At 67.9% G+C, this 19,295-nt stretch carries 17 protein-coding genes; 9 read left to right on the top strand and 8 right to left on the bottom strand.

Annotated elements, in window-relative coordinates; genetic code table 11:
* Window positions 1–101 precede the first annotated feature (101 nt).
* From rsmG to ACX9NE_RS00515, 4 genes are all read left to right on the top strand, one after another.
* Window positions 102–812 (top strand): 16S rRNA (guanine(527)-N(7))-methyltransferase RsmG, encoded by a 711-nt coding sequence (rsmG, locus tag ACX9NE_RS00530; RefSeq protein WP_459360251.1) that lies wholly within the window; start codon window positions 102–104, stop codon window positions 810–812.
* Window positions 813–817: 5 nt separating this feature from the next.
* The gene (locus tag ACX9NE_RS00525; protein ID WP_459360252.1) at window positions 818–1,888 is read left to right on the top strand and encodes a ParA family protein; all 1,071 of its coding nucleotides are present in this window, start codon (window positions 818–820) and stop codon (window positions 1,886–1,888) included.
* Window positions 1,889–1,891: 3 nt separating this feature from the next.
* Window positions 1,892–2,869: a ParB/RepB/Spo0J family partition protein gene (locus tag ACX9NE_RS00520; protein ID WP_459360253.1), complete on the top strand. Its 978-nt coding sequence runs from the start codon at window positions 1,892–1,894 to the stop codon at window positions 2,867–2,869.
* Window positions 2,870–3,288: 419 nt separating this feature from the next.
* Window positions 3,289–4,044 carry an acetyltransferase gene (locus tag ACX9NE_RS00515; protein WP_459360254.1) on the top strand — a complete coding sequence of 252 codons (756 nt, stop codon included), beginning with the start codon at window positions 3,289–3,291 and terminating at the stop codon, window positions 4,042–4,044.
* On the opposite strand, the gene ACX9NE_RS00510 is transcribed toward ACX9NE_RS00515, so the two are convergent.
* From ACX9NE_RS00510 to ACX9NE_RS00475, 8 genes are all read right to left on the bottom strand, one after another.
* Window positions 4,031–5,257 (bottom strand): N-acetylmuramoyl-L-alanine amidase, encoded by a 1,227-nt coding sequence (locus ACX9NE_RS00510; protein WP_459360255.1) that lies wholly within the window; start codon window positions 5,255–5,257, stop codon window positions 4,031–4,033. The two genes, ACX9NE_RS00515 and ACX9NE_RS00510, sit on opposite strands and share 14 nt — an antisense overlap.
* Before the next feature lie 143 nt (window positions 5,258–5,400).
* Window positions 5,401–5,745, bottom strand: a complete 345-nt coding sequence (gene trxA / locus ACX9NE_RS00505; RefSeq protein WP_459360256.1) for a thioredoxin — start codon at window positions 5,743–5,745, stop codon at window positions 5,401–5,403.
* On the bottom strand, window positions 5,742–6,728 hold the full coding sequence (gene trxB / locus ACX9NE_RS00500) for a thioredoxin-disulfide reductase (protein ID WP_459360257.1): 987 nt from the start codon (window positions 6,726–6,728) through the stop codon (window positions 5,742–5,744). Before trxB ends, trxA begins: the two co-directional genes overlap by 4 nt.
* Window positions 6,729–6,835: 107 nt before the next feature.
* Window positions 6,836–7,546 carry a hypothetical protein gene (locus ACX9NE_RS00495; RefSeq protein ID WP_459360258.1) on the bottom strand — a complete coding sequence of 237 codons (711 nt, stop codon included), beginning with the start codon at window positions 7,544–7,546 and terminating at the stop codon, window positions 6,836–6,838.
* Between the two features lie 79 nt (window positions 7,547–7,625).
* On the bottom strand, window positions 7,626–8,177 hold the full coding sequence (gene sigM, locus ACX9NE_RS00490; protein ID WP_459360259.1) for an RNA polymerase sigma factor SigM: 552 nt from the start codon (window positions 8,175–8,177) through the stop codon (window positions 7,626–7,628).
* 45 nt (window positions 8,178–8,222) lie between these two features.
* Window positions 8,223–11,741, bottom strand: a complete 3,519-nt coding sequence (gene murJ, locus ACX9NE_RS00485; protein ID WP_459360361.1) for a murein biosynthesis integral membrane protein MurJ — start codon at window positions 11,739–11,741, stop codon at window positions 8,223–8,225.
* 101 nt (window positions 11,742–11,842) lie between these two features.
* On the bottom strand, window positions 11,843–14,245 hold the full coding sequence (locus ACX9NE_RS00480; protein WP_459360260.1) for a hypothetical protein: 2,403 nt from the start codon (window positions 14,243–14,245) through the stop codon (window positions 11,843–11,845).
* Window positions 14,242–14,985, bottom strand: coding sequence for an NUDIX hydrolase (locus tag ACX9NE_RS00475; protein ID WP_459360261.1), 744 nt, complete (start codon window positions 14,983–14,985; stop codon window positions 14,242–14,244). Before ACX9NE_RS00475 ends, ACX9NE_RS00480 begins: the two co-directional genes overlap by 4 nt.
* Window positions 14,986–15,326: 341 nt before the next feature.
* Between ACX9NE_RS00475 and ACX9NE_RS00470 the strand changes: the two genes are divergently transcribed.
* From ACX9NE_RS00470 to ACX9NE_RS00450, 5 genes are all read left to right on the top strand, one after another.
* Window positions 15,327–16,781, top strand: coding sequence for a CCA tRNA nucleotidyltransferase (locus ACX9NE_RS00470; protein WP_459360262.1), 1,455 nt, complete (start codon window positions 15,327–15,329; stop codon window positions 16,779–16,781).
* Window positions 16,782–16,960: 179 nt separating this feature from the next.
* On the top strand, window positions 16,961–17,470 hold the full coding sequence (locus ACX9NE_RS00465) for a pullulanase (RefSeq protein WP_459360263.1): 510 nt from the start codon (window positions 16,961–16,963) through the stop codon (window positions 17,468–17,470).
* 241 nt (window positions 17,471–17,711) lie between these two features.
* Complete coding sequence (locus ACX9NE_RS00460) at window positions 17,712–18,038, top strand: WXG100 family type VII secretion target (RefSeq protein ID WP_459360264.1); 327 nt, start codon at window positions 17,712–17,714, stop codon at window positions 18,036–18,038.
* Between the two features lie 60 nt (window positions 18,039–18,098).
* On the top strand, window positions 18,099–18,389 hold the full coding sequence (locus ACX9NE_RS00455; RefSeq protein ID WP_459360265.1) for a WXG100 family type VII secretion target: 291 nt from the start codon (window positions 18,099–18,101) through the stop codon (window positions 18,387–18,389).
* A 64-nt stretch (window positions 18,390–18,453) separates the two neighbouring features.
* Window positions 18,454–19,287 carry an ESX secretion-associated protein EspG gene (locus tag ACX9NE_RS00450; RefSeq protein WP_459360266.1) on the top strand — a complete coding sequence of 278 codons (834 nt, stop codon included), beginning with the start codon at window positions 18,454–18,456 and terminating at the stop codon, window positions 19,285–19,287.
* The last annotated feature ends 8 nt before the right edge of the window (window positions 19,288–19,295 follow it).

The raw sequence follows: 19,295 nt of genomic DNA, 5'->3' as shown, positions 1-19,295 counted from the left end.
ACCGTGCCGTGATGTGGTGTGACCGTGCCGTGATCCCAGGAGTTACAGGCGTGTAGTTCCAGAGCTCGTCGCCGCGTGAAAATTTCGGAAGAGCGGGAGGAATGTTTCACGTGAAACATGACTGTCCGTCCCAGCCGAACGAGCCGGCACAGTCGGTCGATGCGCCGGTCTCGGCAGCCGAGATCTTCGGGCCGCGTCTTGGCGTGGCCGTACGCTACGCGGAGATCTTGGCGACGGACGGGGTGGAACGAGGATTGCTTGGACCGCGGGAAGTTAGCCGGATCTGGGAACGGCATATCTTGAACTCCGCCGTTGTCGAGGAGCTCCTGGCTCCTGAATCTCGGGTGGTGGACGTCGGTAGCGGAGCAGGTCTGCCGGGGATACCGCTGGCGATCGCACGGCCGGATTTACACATCGTGCTGCTGGAGCCGTTGCTGCGGCGCAGCGCGTTCCTTCGTGAAGTAGTCGATGAACTCAAAGTACCGGCGGAGGTCGTACGAGGCCGCGCCGAGGAGCTTGCGGTGCGGCAGCGATTGGGTGGAACGGACGCAGTAGTGTCCCGGGCCGTTGCGGGACTGGACAAGCTGACGAAGTGGAGTATGCCGTTGCTGAGGCAACACGGATTGATGATCGCCATCAAAGGGGAGCGGGCTCCTGACGAAGTCCAGGAGCACCGGCGTGTGATGTCCGCTTCAGGGGCGGTCGATGTCAGGGTGGTGACGTGTGGCGTGAAGTATTTGGAGCACCCCGCGACCGCGGTCGTGGCGCGGCGCGGCGTGCTGCCGCAGCGAAACCGGCGGGTGGCGAAGTGAGTGGGATGAAGTTGTTTCGCGGTGCCGGAAGCGTGCCTGCGGTGACGCCGGCAGCTCCGGCAGCCGACGAGGCTCGGGTTCCGGCGGAGGTCGTTGTGGCGGAGGCGCAGCTGCCGGCGCCGCAAGCGGCGGTCGGGGTAGCGGCGACGGGAGATAGGGTGCACAATCCCACGGTGAATGTTTCACGTGAAACATCAACCGAGTTCGATACACCGATCGGCGCCGCCGCCGAACGTGCGATGCGGGTGCTCCACACCACTTACGAACCCCTGCCACGACCACGCCAGCGGCGAGTGTTCACCATCGCGAACCAGAAGGGTGGGGTAGGCAAGACCACGACCGCGGTCAACCTGGCCGCCGCGTTGGCTATCCAGGGGCTGAGAACTCTGGTGATCGATCTTGACCCGCAGGGCAACGCCAGTACCGCGTTGGGGATCGCTGATCGTCAGTCGGGCACGCCGTCGTCGTACGAAGTACTCATCGGCGAGGTCTCCCTACGGGAGGCGTTGCGTCGCAGCCCGCACAGCGAACGGTTGTTCTGTGTGCCGGCCACGATCGATCTGGCGGGGGCCGAGATCGAACTCGTCAGCATGGTGGCCCGGGAGAATCGGCTCCGCAATGCCCTGGCGGAGTTGGACGAGTTCGACTTCGATTACGTCTTCATCGACTGCCCGCCCTCGTTGGGCCTACTGACCATCAACGCGCTCGTCGCCGCGCCAGAGGTGTTGATACCTATTCAGTGCGAGTACTACGCGCTCGAAGGTGTGTCGCAACTGATGCGCAATATCGACATGGTGAAGGCACACCTCAATCCCAGGCTGGATGTCACCACCGTCATCCTCACCATGTATGACGGCAGGACCAAGCTCGCCGACCAGGTAGCTGAGGAGGTACGCCGGTATTTCGGGGATAAGGTGCTGCGGACCGTCATTCCACGCAGCGTGAAGGTGTCGGAGGCGCCGGGCTACAGCATGACGATCATCGAATACGATCCCGGTTCGCGTGGCGCCATGAGCTACCTCGACGCCAGCCGTGAACTCGCGCAGCGCGATCGACCACCAGCCGGGAGGGGATAAGTCATGACCAATCCGTCACGCAGAAAAGGCGGTCTCGGCCGCGGGTTGGCGTCGCTGATCCCCACCGGCCCGGTCGAGGGTGATGCCTCGACATTCGGACCCCGAATGGGGTCGGCCGCCGCCGACGTCGTCATCGGCGGCCCGCTTCCCGATGCTGCTGTGATGGGTGCGGTGTACCGGGAGATCGCGCCGTCGGATATCGAACCCAATCCGCGTCAGCCCCGGCAGGTCTTCGACGACGAGGCACTGTCGGAGCTGGTGCACTCGATCCGTGAGTTCGGGTTACTGCAGCCGATTGTTGTTCGCGAGGTGCCCGGCTCGCAAAGTGGAGCGCGCTACCAAATCGTGATGGGGGAGCGCCGTTGGCGAGCCGCCCAAGAGGCCGGCCTGTCGACGATTCCGGCGATCGTGCGGGAGACCGGAGACGACAATCTTCTGCGCGACGCCCTGCTGGAAAACATCCACCGAGTCCAGCTGAACCCGTTGGAAGAGGCGGCGGCATACCAGCAGTTGCTCGACGAGTTCGGGGTCACCCACGACGAACTCGCCGCCCGCATCGGACGGTCACGTCCGCTTATCACCAACATGATCCGGCTGCTCAAATTGCCCATCCCGGTGCAGCGGCGGGTGGCCGCGGGAGTGCTGTCGGCCGGTCATGCCCGGGCGCTGCTGTCGCTGGACGCCGGCCCGGAGGCACAGGAGGAGTTGGCGACCCGCATCGTTGCGGAGGGACTCTCGGTGCGGGCCACCGAGGAGGCGGTGACGCTGGCAAACCGCGGAGGCGGAGCCACACCGACGCCGCCGCGGCGCAAGCCCATTCAGATGCCCGGCCTGCAAGATGTTGCTGAGCGGCTGTCGAACGCCTTCGATACCCGGGTGACGGTCGCGCTGGGCAAACGGAAGGGCAAGATCGTGGTGGAGTTCGGTTCAGTCGAGGACCTGCAACGGATCATCGATCTGATGACCGCAAACAAGCCGTGAAAAGGGATGACCGGGTCATATCCTGTAATTACGTCACTGTGACACTCAGCCGCTGCGGAGTCGGGAAACGTCCCCGGTCGGCTAGTGCACCTCACGGGAAGTTGTTGTGAATCAAGGTAATTCGAGGATTGACCGCCGGCGGCGCGAGTCCGGACCCTAGTTGGGCCGCGGCCGGCCCGGGCCAATCGCGAATGCGGGAGTTGGGTGGTCAACACTGGCCGTGAAGCGACCGACTCTCCTATTCTGGAGGGGTTGTCGATGCGCATCCGGCTGCGGAGGAGTCAGTTAGATCGCATTGTCAGGCAATGTCCCGAGACGTGGGCGGGACACAGGAGAAGCCTCGCACTGTGAGGAGCGGGCCCAAGCCCGCGCAGGAGTGAGGCGATGGGCTCGGGTACCGCACGGAGGCTAGGAGACTAGTGTCAGCTCGGATTACAGCGCTGCGGCTCGAGGCCTTCGAGCAGCTTCCCAAGCATGCGCGTCGCTGCGTTTTTTGGGAAGTCGATCCGGCCACCCTCGGCAAGGACGACCATCTCGCCGACCCGGAGTTCGAGAAGGAAGCCTGGCTTTCGATGGTGATGCTGGAGTGGGGGTCCTGTGGGCAGGTCGCGACAGCAATTCCCGATGAGCGAAGCCAGGCCGATCCGCCTTGCCTGGGGTACGTTCTCTATGCGCCGCCGCGCGCGGTGCCGCGCGCCAGCCGCTTTCCCACCGCTCCCGTTTCGGCGGATGCCGTGCTGTTGACCTCCATGGGTATCGAGCGTGGGCAGGCCGACGACGATCTGCCGCACCACCTGATCACCGGCGTCATCGACGAATTGGTGCGCCGCGGTGTGCGCGCGCTGGAGGCTTTCGGGCGCACCCAGGCGGCCACCAAGTTGCAGGAGCCGGTCGACGACGACGTCCGTCCGGTACTGGAAGCCCTCGGAGACTGCTCGGTGGAACACTGCATCATCGACGCTGACTTCTTGATCGACGCCGGGTTTGTGGTGGTCGCACCGCATCCCTACTTTCCACGGCTGCGCCTTGAACTGGACAAGGGGCTCGGGTGGAAGGCCGAGGTCGAGGCGGCGCTGGAGCGGCTGCTGGAAAACGCTCAGTTGCAGCAACCGGTGGGTGCGGCTTCTTCCCCGGCGTCCGCGCCGGGTGGGACCCCGGGGTTTACGAGCCGCTGAGCCTACTCGCCCGCTCGCGCTCTACGGACAATTCATGGGCCAGCAGTTCGGCGAAAGTGAAAGTGCCGGTAGGCCGGTCGTTTTTGCCCAACAGGTAGAGCCGCTTGACCGCGGCGAGAATGCCCTCGGCGATGGCGTCCCGGCTCTGTGACGAGATCAGCATCTCGCGGTCGCCGGGGTTGGTGATGTAACCGACGTCCACCTGAACGGTCGGCATCCTGGTCAGCCGCAACAGATCCCACGTTCGCCCGTGTACCCGGCAGTCCTGTAATCCGGTGCGAGCCACCACTTCCCGCTGAATGAAGTCGGCGAGGTTGCGCCCGATGGTGGACACCGAGCCGTGCGAATTCCCGAAGTGAAACGACGCGACACCGTTGGCCGACGGACTGGTCTGGGTCTCGCAGCGCAGGCTGATCATCAGATCTGCGCCAACGGAATTCGCGGTGGCGGCACGTTCGGCGTCCGACGGGCTGCGATTGGTGGGCCGCGACAGGAAGGTCTCCATGCCGATGGCTGTCATCCGGCCTTCGAGTCGACTTGCCAAGTCCCACAACACGTCTGCTTCACTTATCGGGCCCGCCGGGCCTTGGGTGATCAGACCGTGGTCGCTTCCGCCACGACCCGGGTCGATGATGATCCGTTTACCCGACAGCTTGGGCCCCGAACTGCGCACCAGCTCCTCCTCGCGAATCGCGTGCGGCGAACCGCCGCTTACTCGCGAGCTCAGAAAGTACAAGGACCGCAACGTTTCCGGGCCGCAGATACCGTCCGCGGACAGGCCGTACTCGCGTTGATAGGACATCAACGCGTTGTGAGTTTGCAAGCCGAAATGTCCGTCGACCAGCCCGGTGTAGAAACCGAGGTCTTGCAGCCGGGCCTGCAGCGTCGCCACGTCGTCGCCGTACAGCGGCGCACCGAACTGGTGATACAGGGTGCGGGCGCCCAGCCGGTAGGAGGCTTCCTTCAGTGCACGGTAGGTCGCCTCGCCCACCACGCCGTCAACCAGTAGCCCACGATGCTGCTGAAAAGCGCGCACGGCGTGATCGAGTTCGCCGTCGAACACGTCAGCCGCGACATGCCGGCCGGTGGTCAGGTCGTCGTCGGAGTGCTCCAGCATTCCCAGCGCGGCCAGCGCCGCCCGGATCTCGGTGACAGCTGCACCGCGGTCGCCACAGCGCAGCGCGTCGCCGTCTTCGCGGCGCGGACTCGGCATACCAAGGGCCCTCCGGTACTAATTGACATCGCTGCTAAAAGCAGCGCAGTTAACCGATATTGTCGCAGACCTCGTCCATTTCGAGAAAACCCCAGGCCAATCGGGCGCCTGTTTCCTGCACGAGAATTGCGTGCGACCGCCGGTCAGCCCAGGTTGGGAACGGCGTCGGCCAGCTCGCGCAGCAAAGCCGCCTTACCCTTGGCGCCGACGATCCGCTTCACCGGTTCGCCGTCCTTGAAAAGAATCAGCGTCGGGATCGAGACAACCTGGAAGTCGCGGGCCGTCTGGGGGTTGGCGTCCACGTCCAGCTTGGCGATCGTGAGGTCCGCGGACCGTTCGGCGGCGATTTCTTCCAGCACCGGAGCCACCATCTTGCACGGTCCGCACCACGTCGCCCAAAAATCAACCAGCACAGGCTTATTGCTGGACAGCACGTCGGTGGAGAAGGAAGCGTCGGAAACTTCGATCGTGCCGGATTTCTCACTCATCGCTGTGCTCCAATCAACTCGGTAGTGTCGGCCGGTCCGGTCGCTTCGTGATCGGCCAGCCACCGTTCGGCGTCGATGGCGGCCGCACAGCCGCTGCCCGCGGCGGTGATGGCCTGCCGGTAGGTGCGGTCCACCAGGTCGCCGGCGGCGAACACGCCCTCCAGCGAGGTGCTGGTGGTGCGGCCCTGCACCAGGACGTAGCCGTCGGGGTCCAGCTCTACCGCATCGCGCACCAGCGCCGAGCGAGGTTCGTGGCCGATCGCGACGAAGACGCCGGTTACCGCCAGGGCGGATTCCTCTCCGGTGACGGTGTCGCGCAGGCGCAGCCCGGTGACCGTGGTGTCGCCGTCGACACCCAGCACGGCCTTGTTGGTCAGGATGGTGATCTTCTCGTTGGCCTCGGCCCGGTTGAGCATGATCTTGGAGGCGCGGAACTCTTCGCGGCGGTGCACCAGGGTCACGCTGCGGGCGAAGCGGGTCAAGAAGGTGGCCTCCTCCATCGCGGAGTCGCCGCCGCCGATGACGGCGATGTCCTGGTCGCGGAAGAAGAATCCGTCGCAGGTGGCACACGAGCTCACGCCGCGGCCCAGCAGTTCCTGCTCGCCGGGTACGTGCAGGTAGCGCGCCGCGGCTCCCATCGCCAGGATGACCGCGCGGGCCCGGAACGTCTCGCTGTCGGCGGTCACGACTGATTTGACCGGACCGTCCAGCGACACCGACTCGACGTCTTCCATGCGCAGGTCCGCCCCGAACCGCAGCGCCTGCTCGCGCATCTGCTCCATCAGCTCGGGGCCGGTGATGCCGTCGCGGAATCCGGGATAGTTCTCCACCTCGGTGGTGGTCATCAGCGCCCCGCCGAACGAAGTGCCCTCGAAGACGAGCGGCTTGAGCTGCGCGCGAGCGGTATACAGCGCCGCGGTGTAGCCGGCGGGACCGGAACCGATGACGATGACGTCGTGGATGGTGTCTGAGGAAGCGGTCATGCCTGCCTTTCGGAGCGAAAGCTGATCGGAGCGTGATCTGCAAATCCTACGAACGCCAGCGTAGGCGCGGGTGTTCCCGGGTGCGACGCACGACACTGAAGCGCGGCTTACGCGCGCGGAATGGCAGTAGTCGCCAGCAACCCGGTGTCGGCGGCGCTGCAGTTCTGCGCCACTGCGTAGGCCACCAGGGTGTCGGAAGTGTCGCCTCGCATCACCAGCAGCACACCCGGGCGGGCGTTGACTTCGACGGGCCGGGCGCCGAGCACCTCTTCGGTCGCCGGGTAGCCCAGTCCGCCGAGGCAGGACGCTCGCAGGGAGGCGTTGGCGAGCGCACCGAAATCCGGCGGACGACGGGTCAGCTCACGTATCTCCGGGTCGGACAGCGGGATCACCGGGACCGGTGTGGACACGGTGATGTGATCGGCGGTGACCGCCGCGCTGGGCGCGGAGTCCGGCTCGCCGAGCAGCGCCGCGGTGCCCAGACCGACGGCTGCCACCACCGCGCCCAGGCCGGCGACACCGGCGGCGATGCGGGCCGGTCGCAGCGGCGGGCGGGCGGCGTGGGCGGCCCCCGCGCCGGTCAGTGACTCGGCGATTCGTTCCACGACCTCCGGGGGTGCCTGCGGCGCCGGCGCCGCACCGGCGGCGGTGACGTCGCGGCGCACCCGGTGAAGTGCCTCGAGCGCCGCCGCCGCCCGGGGGTCGGCGCGGATTCGCCGGCGAACGCGCTCGGCGGTCTCGTCATCGAGCAGACCCGCCTGCAGGTCGGCGAGGACCTCAACAGTCAACGGCGGGTCCGCGTCCTCGGCTGAACTCATCGCACCCAGTGTCCGCCATGGACGTGCGGGCCGTGAGGACGGCCCGGTTACCGCAGGCCGGAGGCGCCCGCGGCGCCGGCTAACCGGCCCCGATCACCTCGAGGTAGCCGAGCAGGTGCGCGAGGCGGGCCCGGCCCCGGGCGCAGCGGCTCTTGACGGTGCCCTCGGGCACCCCGAGCAGCCGCGCGGTCTCGGCAATGGAGTAACCCTGCATGTCGACGGCGACGATGGCCGCGCGCTGTTGTACCGGCAGTTGCTGCAACGCCCGCTGCACCAGGATCGCCGTTTCCACCTGGCCGCTGCGGTCGGCCACCGGGTATTCGTCGCGGATGGGAACCGTGGGCTTGGCGCGGGCACGCCGGAGCCGATCCAGGCAGGCGTTGAGCACGATGCGGTGCAACCAGGTGCTGACCGCGGCATCCTCGCGGAATCTGGCTGCACTCCGGTGGGCCGAGAGCATTGCGTCCTGCAGCGCGTCGTCGGCGTCTTCGCGGGTCAGGCTGGACAGGCGTGCCAGCCGGTACAGCCGGCGGTGGTGGCGGTGGAAGAGCTCGGCGAAGGCGCGGCGGTCGCCGGCGGCGTGTGCCGCGAGCAGTTCTGTGTCGCTACGTGCCGCTCCCCGGGAACCCACCGCCGGACGGTAACCAATCGGTGACCGCCCAGCACTTCACCCGGATCATGAAGCGGCTTGGATGGTGACCTCTGAGATGTCGGCGCGGCTCTTGCCGTCGGTGGTGCCCAGCGTGGAGATCCAGACCAGCAGGTTCGACGTCGGGGAGGACGCCTTGACCTGGATGGTGTTGTGGCCGGGCTTGAGCGCGGTGGCCGGCGTGAGCACCGTGGTGTCTTCCAGCTTCGACGGCGTGGGAGAGGCCGACGAACGGATCTCCACCTTGGTGCCGGTGCTCGAGATGTCGAGGGAGACCACGCCGACCACGGTCGGCTTGGGCAGCTGCAGCATCAGTCCGACCCCGTTCTTGAACCCGGGGAAGGGAACCGCGTCGGAGTAGGTGTCGGTCTGCCATGCGGTGCCGGGGTTGCCGTCGATCGCGTTGTTCGCATCCCCGGGATTGTCGGCGTCGCCGCCCGGGGAGAAGACGGTCGCTTTGGTGGGTTTGACGACGCTGCCCGCCGGCGCCGAGGTGCCGGGTGATTCGGAGGCGGCCGAGGACGTCGGGTTGTTCAGGCCAAGCTGGTCTCCTTTAATGCCGCTGCCGACATCGCCGAAGATCTTGCTCACCACTGAGGCGAGCACCAGCAGCGCAACCAGCAGGACGGCCGCGCCCGCGCCGAGTCCGATCAGCAGGTTGCGGCGCCGTCGCGAGTAGACCTCGCTGTCGGGTTCGGCCGCTCGGCGTCGCGTCGCAGGTGCCGCAGCCTCGGCGATCGGACCGATCACCTCGGTCCGGTCAGCCACCGCGGTGGCCTGTTGCATCAAGTTCAAAAGCGTTGATGCACTTCGTATTCCGCCATCCTCCTGGACCGAGCGGACGGCGACCGCGGAAATCTGGAACGGTATGTCGCGGTCGATTACGGTAGGTTCGATCGGCAGCCCGTTCGCGTCGCGGTCGGCCGGGGCGAGCCCGCTGCGCACGCCGGACTCCGGCAGGGGCCACCGGTTGACCAGCAGCGCGTACAACGAGGCGCCGATCCCGCGAATGTCGTCGTGCGGGTTGGCGTCGGGCATGGTTGCCGGATAGGCAAGCACGACGTCGCCGTCGATGCTGACCCGCACCCGGCTGGGATGGTCGATGGACAGTGCGACGCCGGCGCGGTGCGCGGCATCAGCGGCCGCGGCCAGCGACTGCATCGCCCGGATGGCCCCCACCGGAGACGGTGAGGTGTCGGCGACCTCCTGCAGCGAACCGCCGCGGATCCACTCCGAGACCACCAGACCGCCGGATCCGGTGTGCACGACGTCGAGGATGCGTGCGATGCCGGGCTTGTCGATCCGGCTGAGTCGCAAGGTTCGCGACAGGATCTCCTGCAGGACGTCATCGGGCAGGGCGCCTTCGGGGTCGACGAAGGTGAGCGCCACCTGGCGGTCGAGAGCGGTATCCAGCGCCTGCCAGAAGTGCAGCGGAGGAGTGCCGCCGTGCGAGATCAGCAGGCGGTAGCGCCCGTTGGCGATGCGGGCCCCGGGCACCAGGTTGAGATCGTCCGGGGACGGCTCGGCATCCCGTTCGCGGGGGGCGTCGAATGGCGTCGGACCGCGCAGGTCCGGGCCGCTGTTGGCCGGATCATGCGGTCCCCGCGTCGGAATGTCGGGCTGGAAGTCGTCGGCGCGCGGCCGTTGCGGTCTATCGCCCGCCATCGAACTGGGTGAGGCGTTATCCGAAGTGCGGTCGGTCACCTCCGGTCCTTTCGCTAGCCCGGTCCTGGCCACCGGAGGTCTGCGCCGGATCGGCTCCTGGACCGTATGTCCCCCCGGCAGGGACGAATTACTTTGCTCAGGGTACGTGACGGCGCGACGTGCGGACGACACAGTGGCGGTGGCGGGAAGCGACCGTACGCGGCCGATGCGGCGCCCGACAGCCGCTGCTGCCGCCTGCGCTTCGGGGACGCGCGCGCCGAGCATGACAGCGGCCAGGATCGGCACCATGATCACGCCCAGCACGAACAGGCGGAGCAGCGAGCCCATGCCGCCGTGCACGGTCAACCGGTGCAGTCCCAGCAACCGGTCGGCGACGTGGGCGAACAGGCCCGCCAGCAGCGACGCCGACACCGCGACCAGGACGGTGCGCAGCGTGCCGAGGTCGATCAGTGCGCCGCCCCTGGGGCGCAGGCTGCGCCGCAGCAGGAGATGGCCGACGACGGCACCCGCCAGGAAGCCCAGCCCGTTGGCCGTTCCGAGGTATCCGGCGACCAGATCCTTGTTGCCGGTGATGTGCGGCGCCAGCAGCGAGCCGGCGATCTTCACGGACGTGATCACGATGATGATCACGATCGGCGTCCACGGCTCCTCGCGCGCGTAGAAGACACGCAACTGCAGCAACACCAGGGCGTAGGGGATGAGCGTGAACGCCGACAACGCGATTGCCGCGCCCAGGTATCCGGCATCCACCTGACCGAAGTGGCCGTAGGCGAACAGCGCGCTGCCCATCGCCGGTCCGCCGACGGTCATGAAAGCCACCGCAGGGATCAGCGTGATCATCGTCAGCCGGGTGGCCAGCGACAGGTCGGCCAGCACTGCCGGGATGTCATCGGCGGCGGCGTTACGGCTCAACCGCGGCATCACGACCGTCAGGATCGTGACGCCGATCATGCCGAACGGCAGCATGAGAACCAGCCAGGTGTAGTTGTAGATCGCCGGTCCCGACGCCGCCGCCGAGCTGGCGATCTGGTTGCCGACCACCAGTCCCAGCTGGCTGATCAGCACGTAGAGCACCATGGCGGCGGCCATCGTGCCGAATCGTTTGAGCCGGTCGTCGACTCCCCACAACGGGCGCAGGCTGATGTGCTGGCGTCCGATCGCCACCAGCAGCACCGCCGTCTGCGCGAAGACGCCGAGGGTGGTGCCGATACCGAGGACCAGCAGCTTGGTGTTGCCCATCTGCACGGGATCGACCGACAGCTCGCCCGGCACGGCCAGGTAGATCCCCAGCGTCGCGATGGCGACGACGTTGTTGACGACCGGCGCCCACGCCGGCGGCCCGAAGACGTTGCGGGTGTTCAGAATCGCCATGAACACCGAGGACAGGCCGTAGACCAGCACCTGCGGGAGCAGCAGGTAGGCGAACGCGGTGGTCAGGGCCACGTTGACCTCGGGGTTGCGGCCCAGCATCAGCCGAACCAGCAGGGGCGCCGCAGCCACCGACAGCACGGTGGCCACGATCAGCAGGCTGGTGGCGAGAGTGACCAGCCGGCGAACGAACGCCGCGCCGCCGTCGGGGTCGTCCTGCTCCGCCCGGGCCAGCACCGGCACGAAGATCGCGGTGAAGGTCGCCTCCAGGACCAGCGCGGCGACCAGGTTGGGCAGCTGGTTGGCCACCGAGAACGAACTGGAAAGCGCCGCACCCAGAATCGCGGCCAGCAGCACGATCCGGGCGAAACCGGTGATTCGGCTGATCAGGGTGGCGAAAGCCATGCCCCAGGACCGCGACACCACCGCGGCATCGGAAAGCTCTTCCTGCCGGGGCCGCTGCGGTGCCGCGGGGCGCCGTTGCTGCGGTGTCCAGCCGGGCTGCGGCGGCAGGCCGGGCGGCGGCATGGTGCTTCGCGGCTGGGACAGCTGATGACGAGGGGACTGCGGCGTCGGCCGCTGCGGCGCCGGTTGCACCCCCCCGGGTGCGGAGTTCATACGCGGTGCTCTTCGTGCACCCGCGGCTCGATCACCCGCTTACTCGGGGGGCGCAGGTGTTCGGCCGCCGGAGGGTCGGGGCGGTCGAGGTCGGCGCGGTCGGGCTGGCCGCGGAAGCGGTGCCACAGTCGGCGCCCGGCCAGGGCGACCAAGACCGCTGCCGCCGTGAGCGTGATCGCGAACAGCACTTTGCCGTAGGCGTTGGAGTGCACCGAGAGCCGTACGGGTTCACCCAGCGCCGTCCCGTCCGGGGTGCGCAGCCCGACGTCGATGGCAACCCGCTGGGTGAAATTGACCTCGATCGGGACCCGCAGCGGCAGGTAGCCCGGCGGTAACTCGATCTCGCCGACGTCGGTGACCGTCATCCCTGGCGGGGCGTTGACCTGAAGCCGCACCCGGATGGGTACGGCCAGACCGTTGTGCAACGCGAGTGGCAGCGGGCTGTGTTCGGTGGCCAGCGTGTAGGAGCCGCCAGGGTTGACGATGGTGACCGAACCGAAGAACTCGTTAATGGTGGTTCCGACCACCGCGAGGCGTTGCTGGGCGAGCCCGTTGCGGGTGTCCGGCGGTACCGACTGGCTCAGCGCGCGCAGCATGTCCTCGCGCAGTGGCGCGGTGTACTGAGGTCCGGTCAGACCGGTGCGCTCGTCGGTCATCAAGGCCGAGGTCAGCTTCCACAGCCGGCCCACCTGGCCGGCGATCTGCCCGGTGACGTCGTCGCTGAATCTGCCCCGCTCGGACGGGTAGACGGCGGGTGGCACCGGGGTTTCGATGCGGGCGCCCGCGTCGGCGACCAGCGCGGGCAGGGGACGCGGCACGGCCAGACCGGAGTGGATGGACGTCGCCAGCGCCGTCAGGATGAACTGCGCGTCGTCGCCCTGCAATGACCACACCGCCGGCGGCACCAGGATCTGGGTGCGCGGGGCGGCTTCGGGGGTGAGGCTGCGCCACAGTATGGCGCCCAGGGCGTCCTGGCGGCGGGCGGTGGCGGAGTCGTGGCCGACCCGGATGGACAATGAGGGATCCAGATAGGTCGGGACGATCGGGTTGGTTCCGGCCGCGGCCAGCGCGGCCCCCACGGCCGGATCGAACGGCGCCTCCACCACCTGGGGCGACAATCGGCGCGGCGTGACGTTGGCGCCGCCGCCATCGACGGCGTCTTGAGCGGACAGGTCGGCCGCCGCGACCGCGACTGTGTCGTCGTTGGCGTTGAGCAGGGTGACGGCGCGGCCGGTCAACGGCCCGTCGGGCAACAGGGCGGTGCCGCGCACCGAGGTCACGTCCAGTATGCGGTCGATGATGTCGCCGGCGCTGACGGTGGCCGTGGAGCTCAGGCCGGGATCGTTGACCCGTTGCAGCGCGTCCAGGTCGGCCTGGGCGTAGGGCAGCGGCGCTACGCAGGTGCGGTGGGCCAGGGCCCGAAGCCGGTTGAGCCAGTTGGTCGCGGCGGCCTGGCCGGTGCCCGGATGGGTGGGGGTGCCGGGGAGTTGAGCCGGTCCGTCGGGGGAATTGGACACGACGTAGCCGGCGGTCATCGCGTTGACGGTGACGATCAGGTCTGGGTCCACAGCCAGGCACAGCGCCCGCCCGACGGCGCCGTCGGGGTCGACGTCGCGGCTGGTGGCCAGTTCCGCCGCGGACAGCAGGGTATCCAGGCGACCGCCGCCGGCCAGGGAGTTGGCCAGCTCGTCGTCGACCAGGCGCACCGGTATGGTGCCGCCGGGCACGCCGGGCGCCAGTCGGGGACGGTCGGCCAGCGGCCAGAGCATAGTGATCCACACCGGCTTGCCGGTTTCCGGCGCCACGGCGGCAGCGACTTCGGCGCCCGCGGCCTTATCCGGCGGGACGCCGACCACCGGCAGCAGGAACCGGGCATTGTCCAGCCGGGCGGGCGCGCCATAGTCGGGGGTGCCGTTGACGTTGACCAGGACGGGGAAAATGCCGGGCTTGTCGACGGCCAGCGACGGCTGGTCGAGCGAACGCAGCGGCGCGGACAGGGTGAATCCGGCCTGTTGACCGCGCTGCAGTTCCGGGGACACGGTGAGGAAGTCGGCGGCGGCCTCGTACTGATCGGTGCTGCCGTCCAGCGACGTGCGCAACCCCGGTGAGGACGTGACGGACGCGGCGTGCTCGAGGCGGACCATCACGTCGCGCACCGGGCGGTCGCCGATGTTGGTGACCATGCCGCTGACTGTGACGACCGGGTCGCTGGTGGTGGTGACGACGTCCGGAGTGACCTGATCGATCCGTACCTGGACGAAGGGCGTCGCGGTGGGCTCGCCCGCGTTCGCGTGCGGTGTGGTGACGGGTGCGGTGAGCAACACCCCGAAACCGGCCACGATGCCGATCACTGCGGCGAGTCGCACCAATCTGGCCCGGCGAGATCGTGGCGCCGTCACGGCCCTCGCCCGTGACCGTTCTTCTTGCCCGGTTCGGGGTCCTTGGCGTGACGGGTGCGGGAGTGGGTCTGCGGGCGGCGCCGCGGCGCGCTCGGTGGCAGCGGCGGCAGTGCTTCCTCTCCGTCGTTCTGCAACTTGTCGATCAGCTCGTCGGCCCGTTCGGCCAGGCGGCGTTCGTCGGCGTAGGCCAACCTCGATGGCAGCTCCCGGATCGGTACCCACGCCACTTCGGCGACCTCCAGGTCTTCGTCGCACAGCTCCCCGCCCAAGAACCGCATCAGATAGTGGTGCACGGTTTTGTGCACCCGCCGCCCGTCGGTGACGAACCAGTAGTCGATGCGTCCCAGCACCGCAAGCACGCCGCCGCGGATCCCGGTCTCCTCGGCGACCTCACGGATGGCGGTCTGCTCGGCAGTCTCACCCATCTCGATGTGGCCCTTGGGCAGCGACCACAGCATCCTGCCACGCCGATCGATGCGTCCGATCAACGCGGCAACCTGCGATTCGCGTGGCCCGTCGAGCCCGTCGATGACCAGGCCGCCGGCCGAGGTTTCGTGCACGGTGCGCATCCGCTCGGATGCGCGGCGCGGTCGCGGCCGGCGGTTGGCCGCGGTGGCGGGGGTGGGCGCCGTGTCGCCGGCCGGTTGGCCGTCCGTATTGTTCTCAGCCGGGCGCGCGCCGCCACGACCGCGACGCCGTCCCCGGCGCCGACGTGGTTTGGGCTGTTCGCCGTCCGACACCCAAGCGATATTAGCTGGCACAGGGCGGTCTTCCTGATGCACTCGCCGTCGGCGGGCACCTTTGGTCACGTGTGTCGCATGTGGCTCAGCTGTCACAGCAGTCGCTGGAATGGCAGGGTGGGCGTTTGCCCGCCTCAAGTGGCGGGTGTGCGGCGGTGGCGTTGAGTGTGCGGTGGCTAAGTCGGGTGTGCGGTGGCTAAGTCGAGTGTGCGGTGGCTGCGGGATATTCGCCCTCAGGCCGCGGTGGGAGCACACGCGAGTCTGTGAACGCACACTCGAAGCCCGAGTGCCGCCCGGACGTGCGCTGAGTCACCGCCGCGTTCCTATTAGGCTCACCGAACGTGGCCGAACCCGTCCCCGATGCCGAACTGCTGACCGCCGCCGCGGTCGCACTGCATCAGTACGCGCCGCAGCTGCGCGAACTGGGTGCGGCTTTCGCCGCCGCCGGCCACGAGTTGTACCTGGTCGGCGGGTCGGTGCGGGACGCGGTGCTGGGCCGGCTGAGCCCGGACCTGGACTTCACCACCGACGCGCGGCCCGAGCAGATCCAGCAGATCGTGCGGCCGTTCGCCGACGCGCTATGGGACACCGGCATCGAGTTCGGCACGGTGGGCGTCGGCAAAAGCGGGCACCGCCTGGAGATCACCACTTTCCGGGCCGACACCTATGACCAGGTGACGCGCCATCCGGAGGTGCGCTTCGGCGACCGCCTCGAAGACGACCTGGTGCGCCGCGACTTCACGGTGAACGCCATGGCGGTGCGCATCACCGCGGACGGGCTGGGCGAATTTCTGGATCCGCTGGGCGGGCTGGTGGCCCTGCGGGCCAAGGTGCTCGCCACTCCGATGCCCCCGGAGGTGTCTTTCGGCGATGACCCCCTGCGGATGCTGCGCGCGGCGCGGTTCGTCTCCCAACTCGGCTTCACCGTGGCACCGCCGGTGCTCGCGGCGATCGAGCAGCTGGCCCCGCAGCTGGCCAGGATCAGCGTCGAGCGGGTGGCCGCCGAGCTGGACAAGCTGTTGTGCGGGGCCAACCCGGTGGCCGGCATCGACCTGCTGGTGCAGACCGGGATGGGTGAGGTGGTGCTGCCCGAGATCGGCGGCATGCAGATGGCCATCGACGAACACCACCAGCACAAGGACGTCTACCAGCACTCGCTGACGGTGCTGCGCCAGGCCATAGAACTGGAGGGCGCTCAAGGACCTGACTTGGTGTTGCGGTGGGCCGCGCTGCTGCACGACGTCGGCAAGCCCGCCACCAGACGCCACGAACCCAACGGCGGCGTCAGCTTCCACCACCACGAGGTGGTCGGGGCCAAGATGGTGCGCCAGCGGATGCGCGCGCTGAAGTACTCCAAGCAGATGATCGACGACGTGTCGCAGCTGGTGTATCTGCACCTGCGGTTCCACGGCTACGGCGAGGGCAAGTGGACCGACTCGGCGGTGCGTCGCTATGTCACCGACGCCGGACCGCTGCTGCCGCAGCTGCACAAGCTGGTGCGCGCGGACTGCACGACGCGCAACAAGCGCCGGGCCGCCCGGCTGCGCGCGTCCTATGACCGGCTGGAGGAACGCATCGCAGAGCTGGCCGCCCAGGAGGACCTGGACCGGGTGCGTCCCGACCTGGACGGTAACGAGATCATGCGGCTGCTTGACATCCCGGCCGGCCCGCAGGTGGGGGAGGCGTGGCGGTTCCTCAAGGAGCTGCGGCTGGACCGCGGGCCGCTGTCCCATGAGGAGGCGACGGCGGAGCTGCTGGCCTGGTGGCAGACGCGAGGCGCCGACTCGTCGGATTAGTGCCAACACTCTGCATGCGGCGGCGTAGGTGATCCGCTGCAAGATCGTGTCCAGCACAGAAGCGGACGGCTTCGATGAGCGCGGCGAAGTTTCGACGATCGGTACCGCCGAAGGAATAAGGCCGACACTGAACGACAACCCCGGGGAACCGCAGGGCGTCGGGTTCCGTCGAAGCCCGCATGGACTACTGCTTGGGCGCCGACGACGGCGCGGCCTCGATGTGGACCCGTCCCCCTGACCTCGACCTGGACGGCGACGGAACGCTCGATGCGGTGGGGCTCGACCTCGATGCCGACGGCATGCGGGACGACGCCCTGGCCGACTTCGACGGCGACGGACTAGCCGATCACGCGGTGCTGGACATCGACAACGACGGGACGCCGGAAAGCTACTTCGTCGATGACGGCACCGGGACGTGGTCGGTAGCGGTCGACCGCGGCGGACAGCTGCGCTGGTTCGGGTTGGACGGCGCCGAACATACCGGCGGTCCCCTCGTGGACTTCGATGGCCAGGGTCGGGCCGACGATCGATTGTTCGATACCGATGGTGACGGAACGGCCGACCGCGTGCTGAGTGCCGGGCCGCAGGGCGTGACCGGATACGTCGATACCGACGGCGACGGGCGCTGGAACGTTCGCCTTATGGATACCGACGCTGACGGGACCGCCGACGGAGCCACTGCCCTATGAATCCAGATAAGAAGAATGGCAGCTAACCGAAGAAGCGCGTTCGAGCCGTTCCACCGACGCCCGTCAACGCGCGATGACACCCCTCAGCGTTTGACACGCGGTCGATTCTCATGTGCACTGAACAGCCTGTTAAAGCCCTGTGTAGCACCGGCATCAGCTGAAGTGACAGCTTGCGGTAGCTGGTCTAGCTTTACGCAGACCGAGGCTCGGGGAGCCCAGATAATTGAGGGAGACGTAAATAATGGCAAATGCGACCGTTGTCACTCCGGAACTGCTGCGCAGTACTCAGCAACGGATTGAAACGCGACTGCAGGAGGCGGTTGTGATAGCCAACCAGTACCTGAGCGGCCACGAGAACATCATCAGTGCGACGGGGTGGGCGGGCGACGCAGGTTCCACCTCACTGAGTACCGCGGGTCACATTCACCACGACCTGCAGCAGATCATGACGGGCGGACAGCGGCTGGCGCACGGGCTGGGCCGGGCGGCGGTGCTGATGGAGAACCACGAAGCGGACGCCGCCCATGATCTCAACGGTGTGTTCGGCGGGGGAGTGCAGGCGGTTTAGCACGCGTCGGACCCACACCCTGAAACCGCTTCCGCAATCGAAGAAAAGGAAACAGTCGTCATGACAGATCAGATCGTCTACAACCACGGTGCCGTCATCGGCTTCGCGGGCGAGGTTGGTGCCCAGGCCGCGCAACTGATGGAGATCCACGCCGACGTCCTGCACATGACCCAGGCGCTCGGGGACTTCTTCCAGGGCCACGGCGCCACGGCGTTTTTCGACGCCCAGCAGCAGATGCTGCGCGGCCTGGAAGACCTGATCCAGACGGTCAGCCGTCACGCCCACACCGTGCACAACGTGGACGAGATGGCTCAAGCCACCGACGCCCAGATGGGCACCTTGTTCACCTAGCCACTGAAGCGGGCCGGCGGGGCGCACGCACAGCGTGCGCCCTTGGCCCGCGTGTGAGGACATCGTGTTAACCACCACCGTCGACGGGCTTTGGGCCCTGCAAGTACTCACCGGGATCGAGACGCTGGCACCGGAGTTGGGCCTGCGGCCGCACCTGCCCAGCGTGGAACCCAAGCACCTGGCGCTGCACCATCCGGTCACCGCCGAGTTGCGCGCCGTCGGAGTCATCGACGAGTTCGATGCCGTCGACCCGACGGTGGTGGAGTGGTTGACCGTCCTCTCGCGCCGGGACGTCGCACTGTGCCTGCAGATGCGCGTTCCGGGTGGGGACGAACCGGCCCGGGCGCTGCTGGCCAGATTCGCACAGTGGTGGGTTGCCCTGGAACGATCGGAGGACATGATTCGCCTCAGCGGAGCCGGCATCGCCGGCGCCGAGCGGGCGGCGAGCACGGTTGTCGTCGCGCAAATCGAGCGGTTGTGCGGCGCCAACGCGCCGGCGCCGCTGCGCCCGGTAACTCTCGATGCCGAGGCGCTGCGCAGGGACGCAACCGGGAGGGAGGCGCTGGGCGCCTTCCTGGCCGGACAACCCCTCGACGCCGATCAACTGCGGACGCTGACGGTGGCCGCGGATCCGGAGCGCTCCGCACAGGCCTCGATCGTTGCGATTCAGTCCGGGGTGCCCACCGGACGGTTGCTGCGCACCCACATCGAACCGGGTGCGGTGACGATCATCGACACTCCGGAAGGGCGACTCCTCGTAGAGGACGTCGAATCGGCGGGGAAGAAGTGGATCATCATCGCGCCCGGCATCAAGACCAACATCGCCACCGCGATCAATCGCATGGTGCGACGCCTGCCCGCTCAACAGCACTGGCATTCGTACCGCAAAGTCGTGTAGTCGAGAGG

This window comes from Mycobacterium sp. ML4 (genome assembly GCF_054515735.1).
The sequence above is the reverse complement of the archived record's forward strand: the minus strand, read 5'-3'. Positions and strand labels throughout refer to the sequence as shown.

What these genes read in the sequence shown, in the direction of transcription:
- ACX9NE_RS00455 (WP_459360265.1), top strand. Translation starts at nt 18,099, where the DNA reads ATGACAGATCAGATCGTCTACAACCACGGTGCCGTCATCGGCTTCGCG.
- ACX9NE_RS00495 (WP_459360258.1), bottom strand. Translation starts at nt 7,546, where the DNA reads ATGAGTTCAGCCGAGGACGCGGACCCGCCGTTGACTGTTGAGGTCCTC.
- rsmG (WP_459360251.1), top strand. Translation starts at nt 102, where the DNA reads ATGTTTCACGTGAAACATGACTGTCCGTCCCAGCCGAACGAGCCGGCA.
- trxB (WP_459360257.1), bottom strand. Translation starts at nt 6,728, where the DNA reads ATGACCGCTTCCTCAGACACCATCCACGACGTCATCGTCATCGGTTCC.
- ACX9NE_RS00510 (WP_459360255.1), bottom strand. Translation starts at nt 5,257, where the DNA reads ATGCCGAGTCCGCGCCGCGAAGACGGCGACGCGCTGCGCTGTGGCGAC.
- ACX9NE_RS00525 (WP_459360252.1), top strand. Translation starts at nt 818, where the DNA reads ATGAAGTTGTTTCGCGGTGCCGGAAGCGTGCCTGCGGTGACGCCGGCA.
- trxA (WP_459360256.1), bottom strand. Translation starts at nt 5,745, where the DNA reads ATGAGTGAGAAATCCGGCACGATCGAAGTTTCCGACGCTTCCTTCTCC.
- ACX9NE_RS00460 (WP_459360264.1), top strand. Translation starts at nt 17,712, where the DNA reads ATGGCAAATGCGACCGTTGTCACTCCGGAACTGCTGCGCAGTACTCAG.
- ACX9NE_RS00520 (WP_459360253.1), top strand. Translation starts at nt 1,892, where the DNA reads ATGACCAATCCGTCACGCAGAAAAGGCGGTCTCGGCCGCGGGTTGGCG.
- ACX9NE_RS00465 (WP_459360263.1), top strand. Translation starts at nt 16,961, where the DNA reads ATGGACTACTGCTTGGGCGCCGACGACGGCGCGGCCTCGATGTGGACC.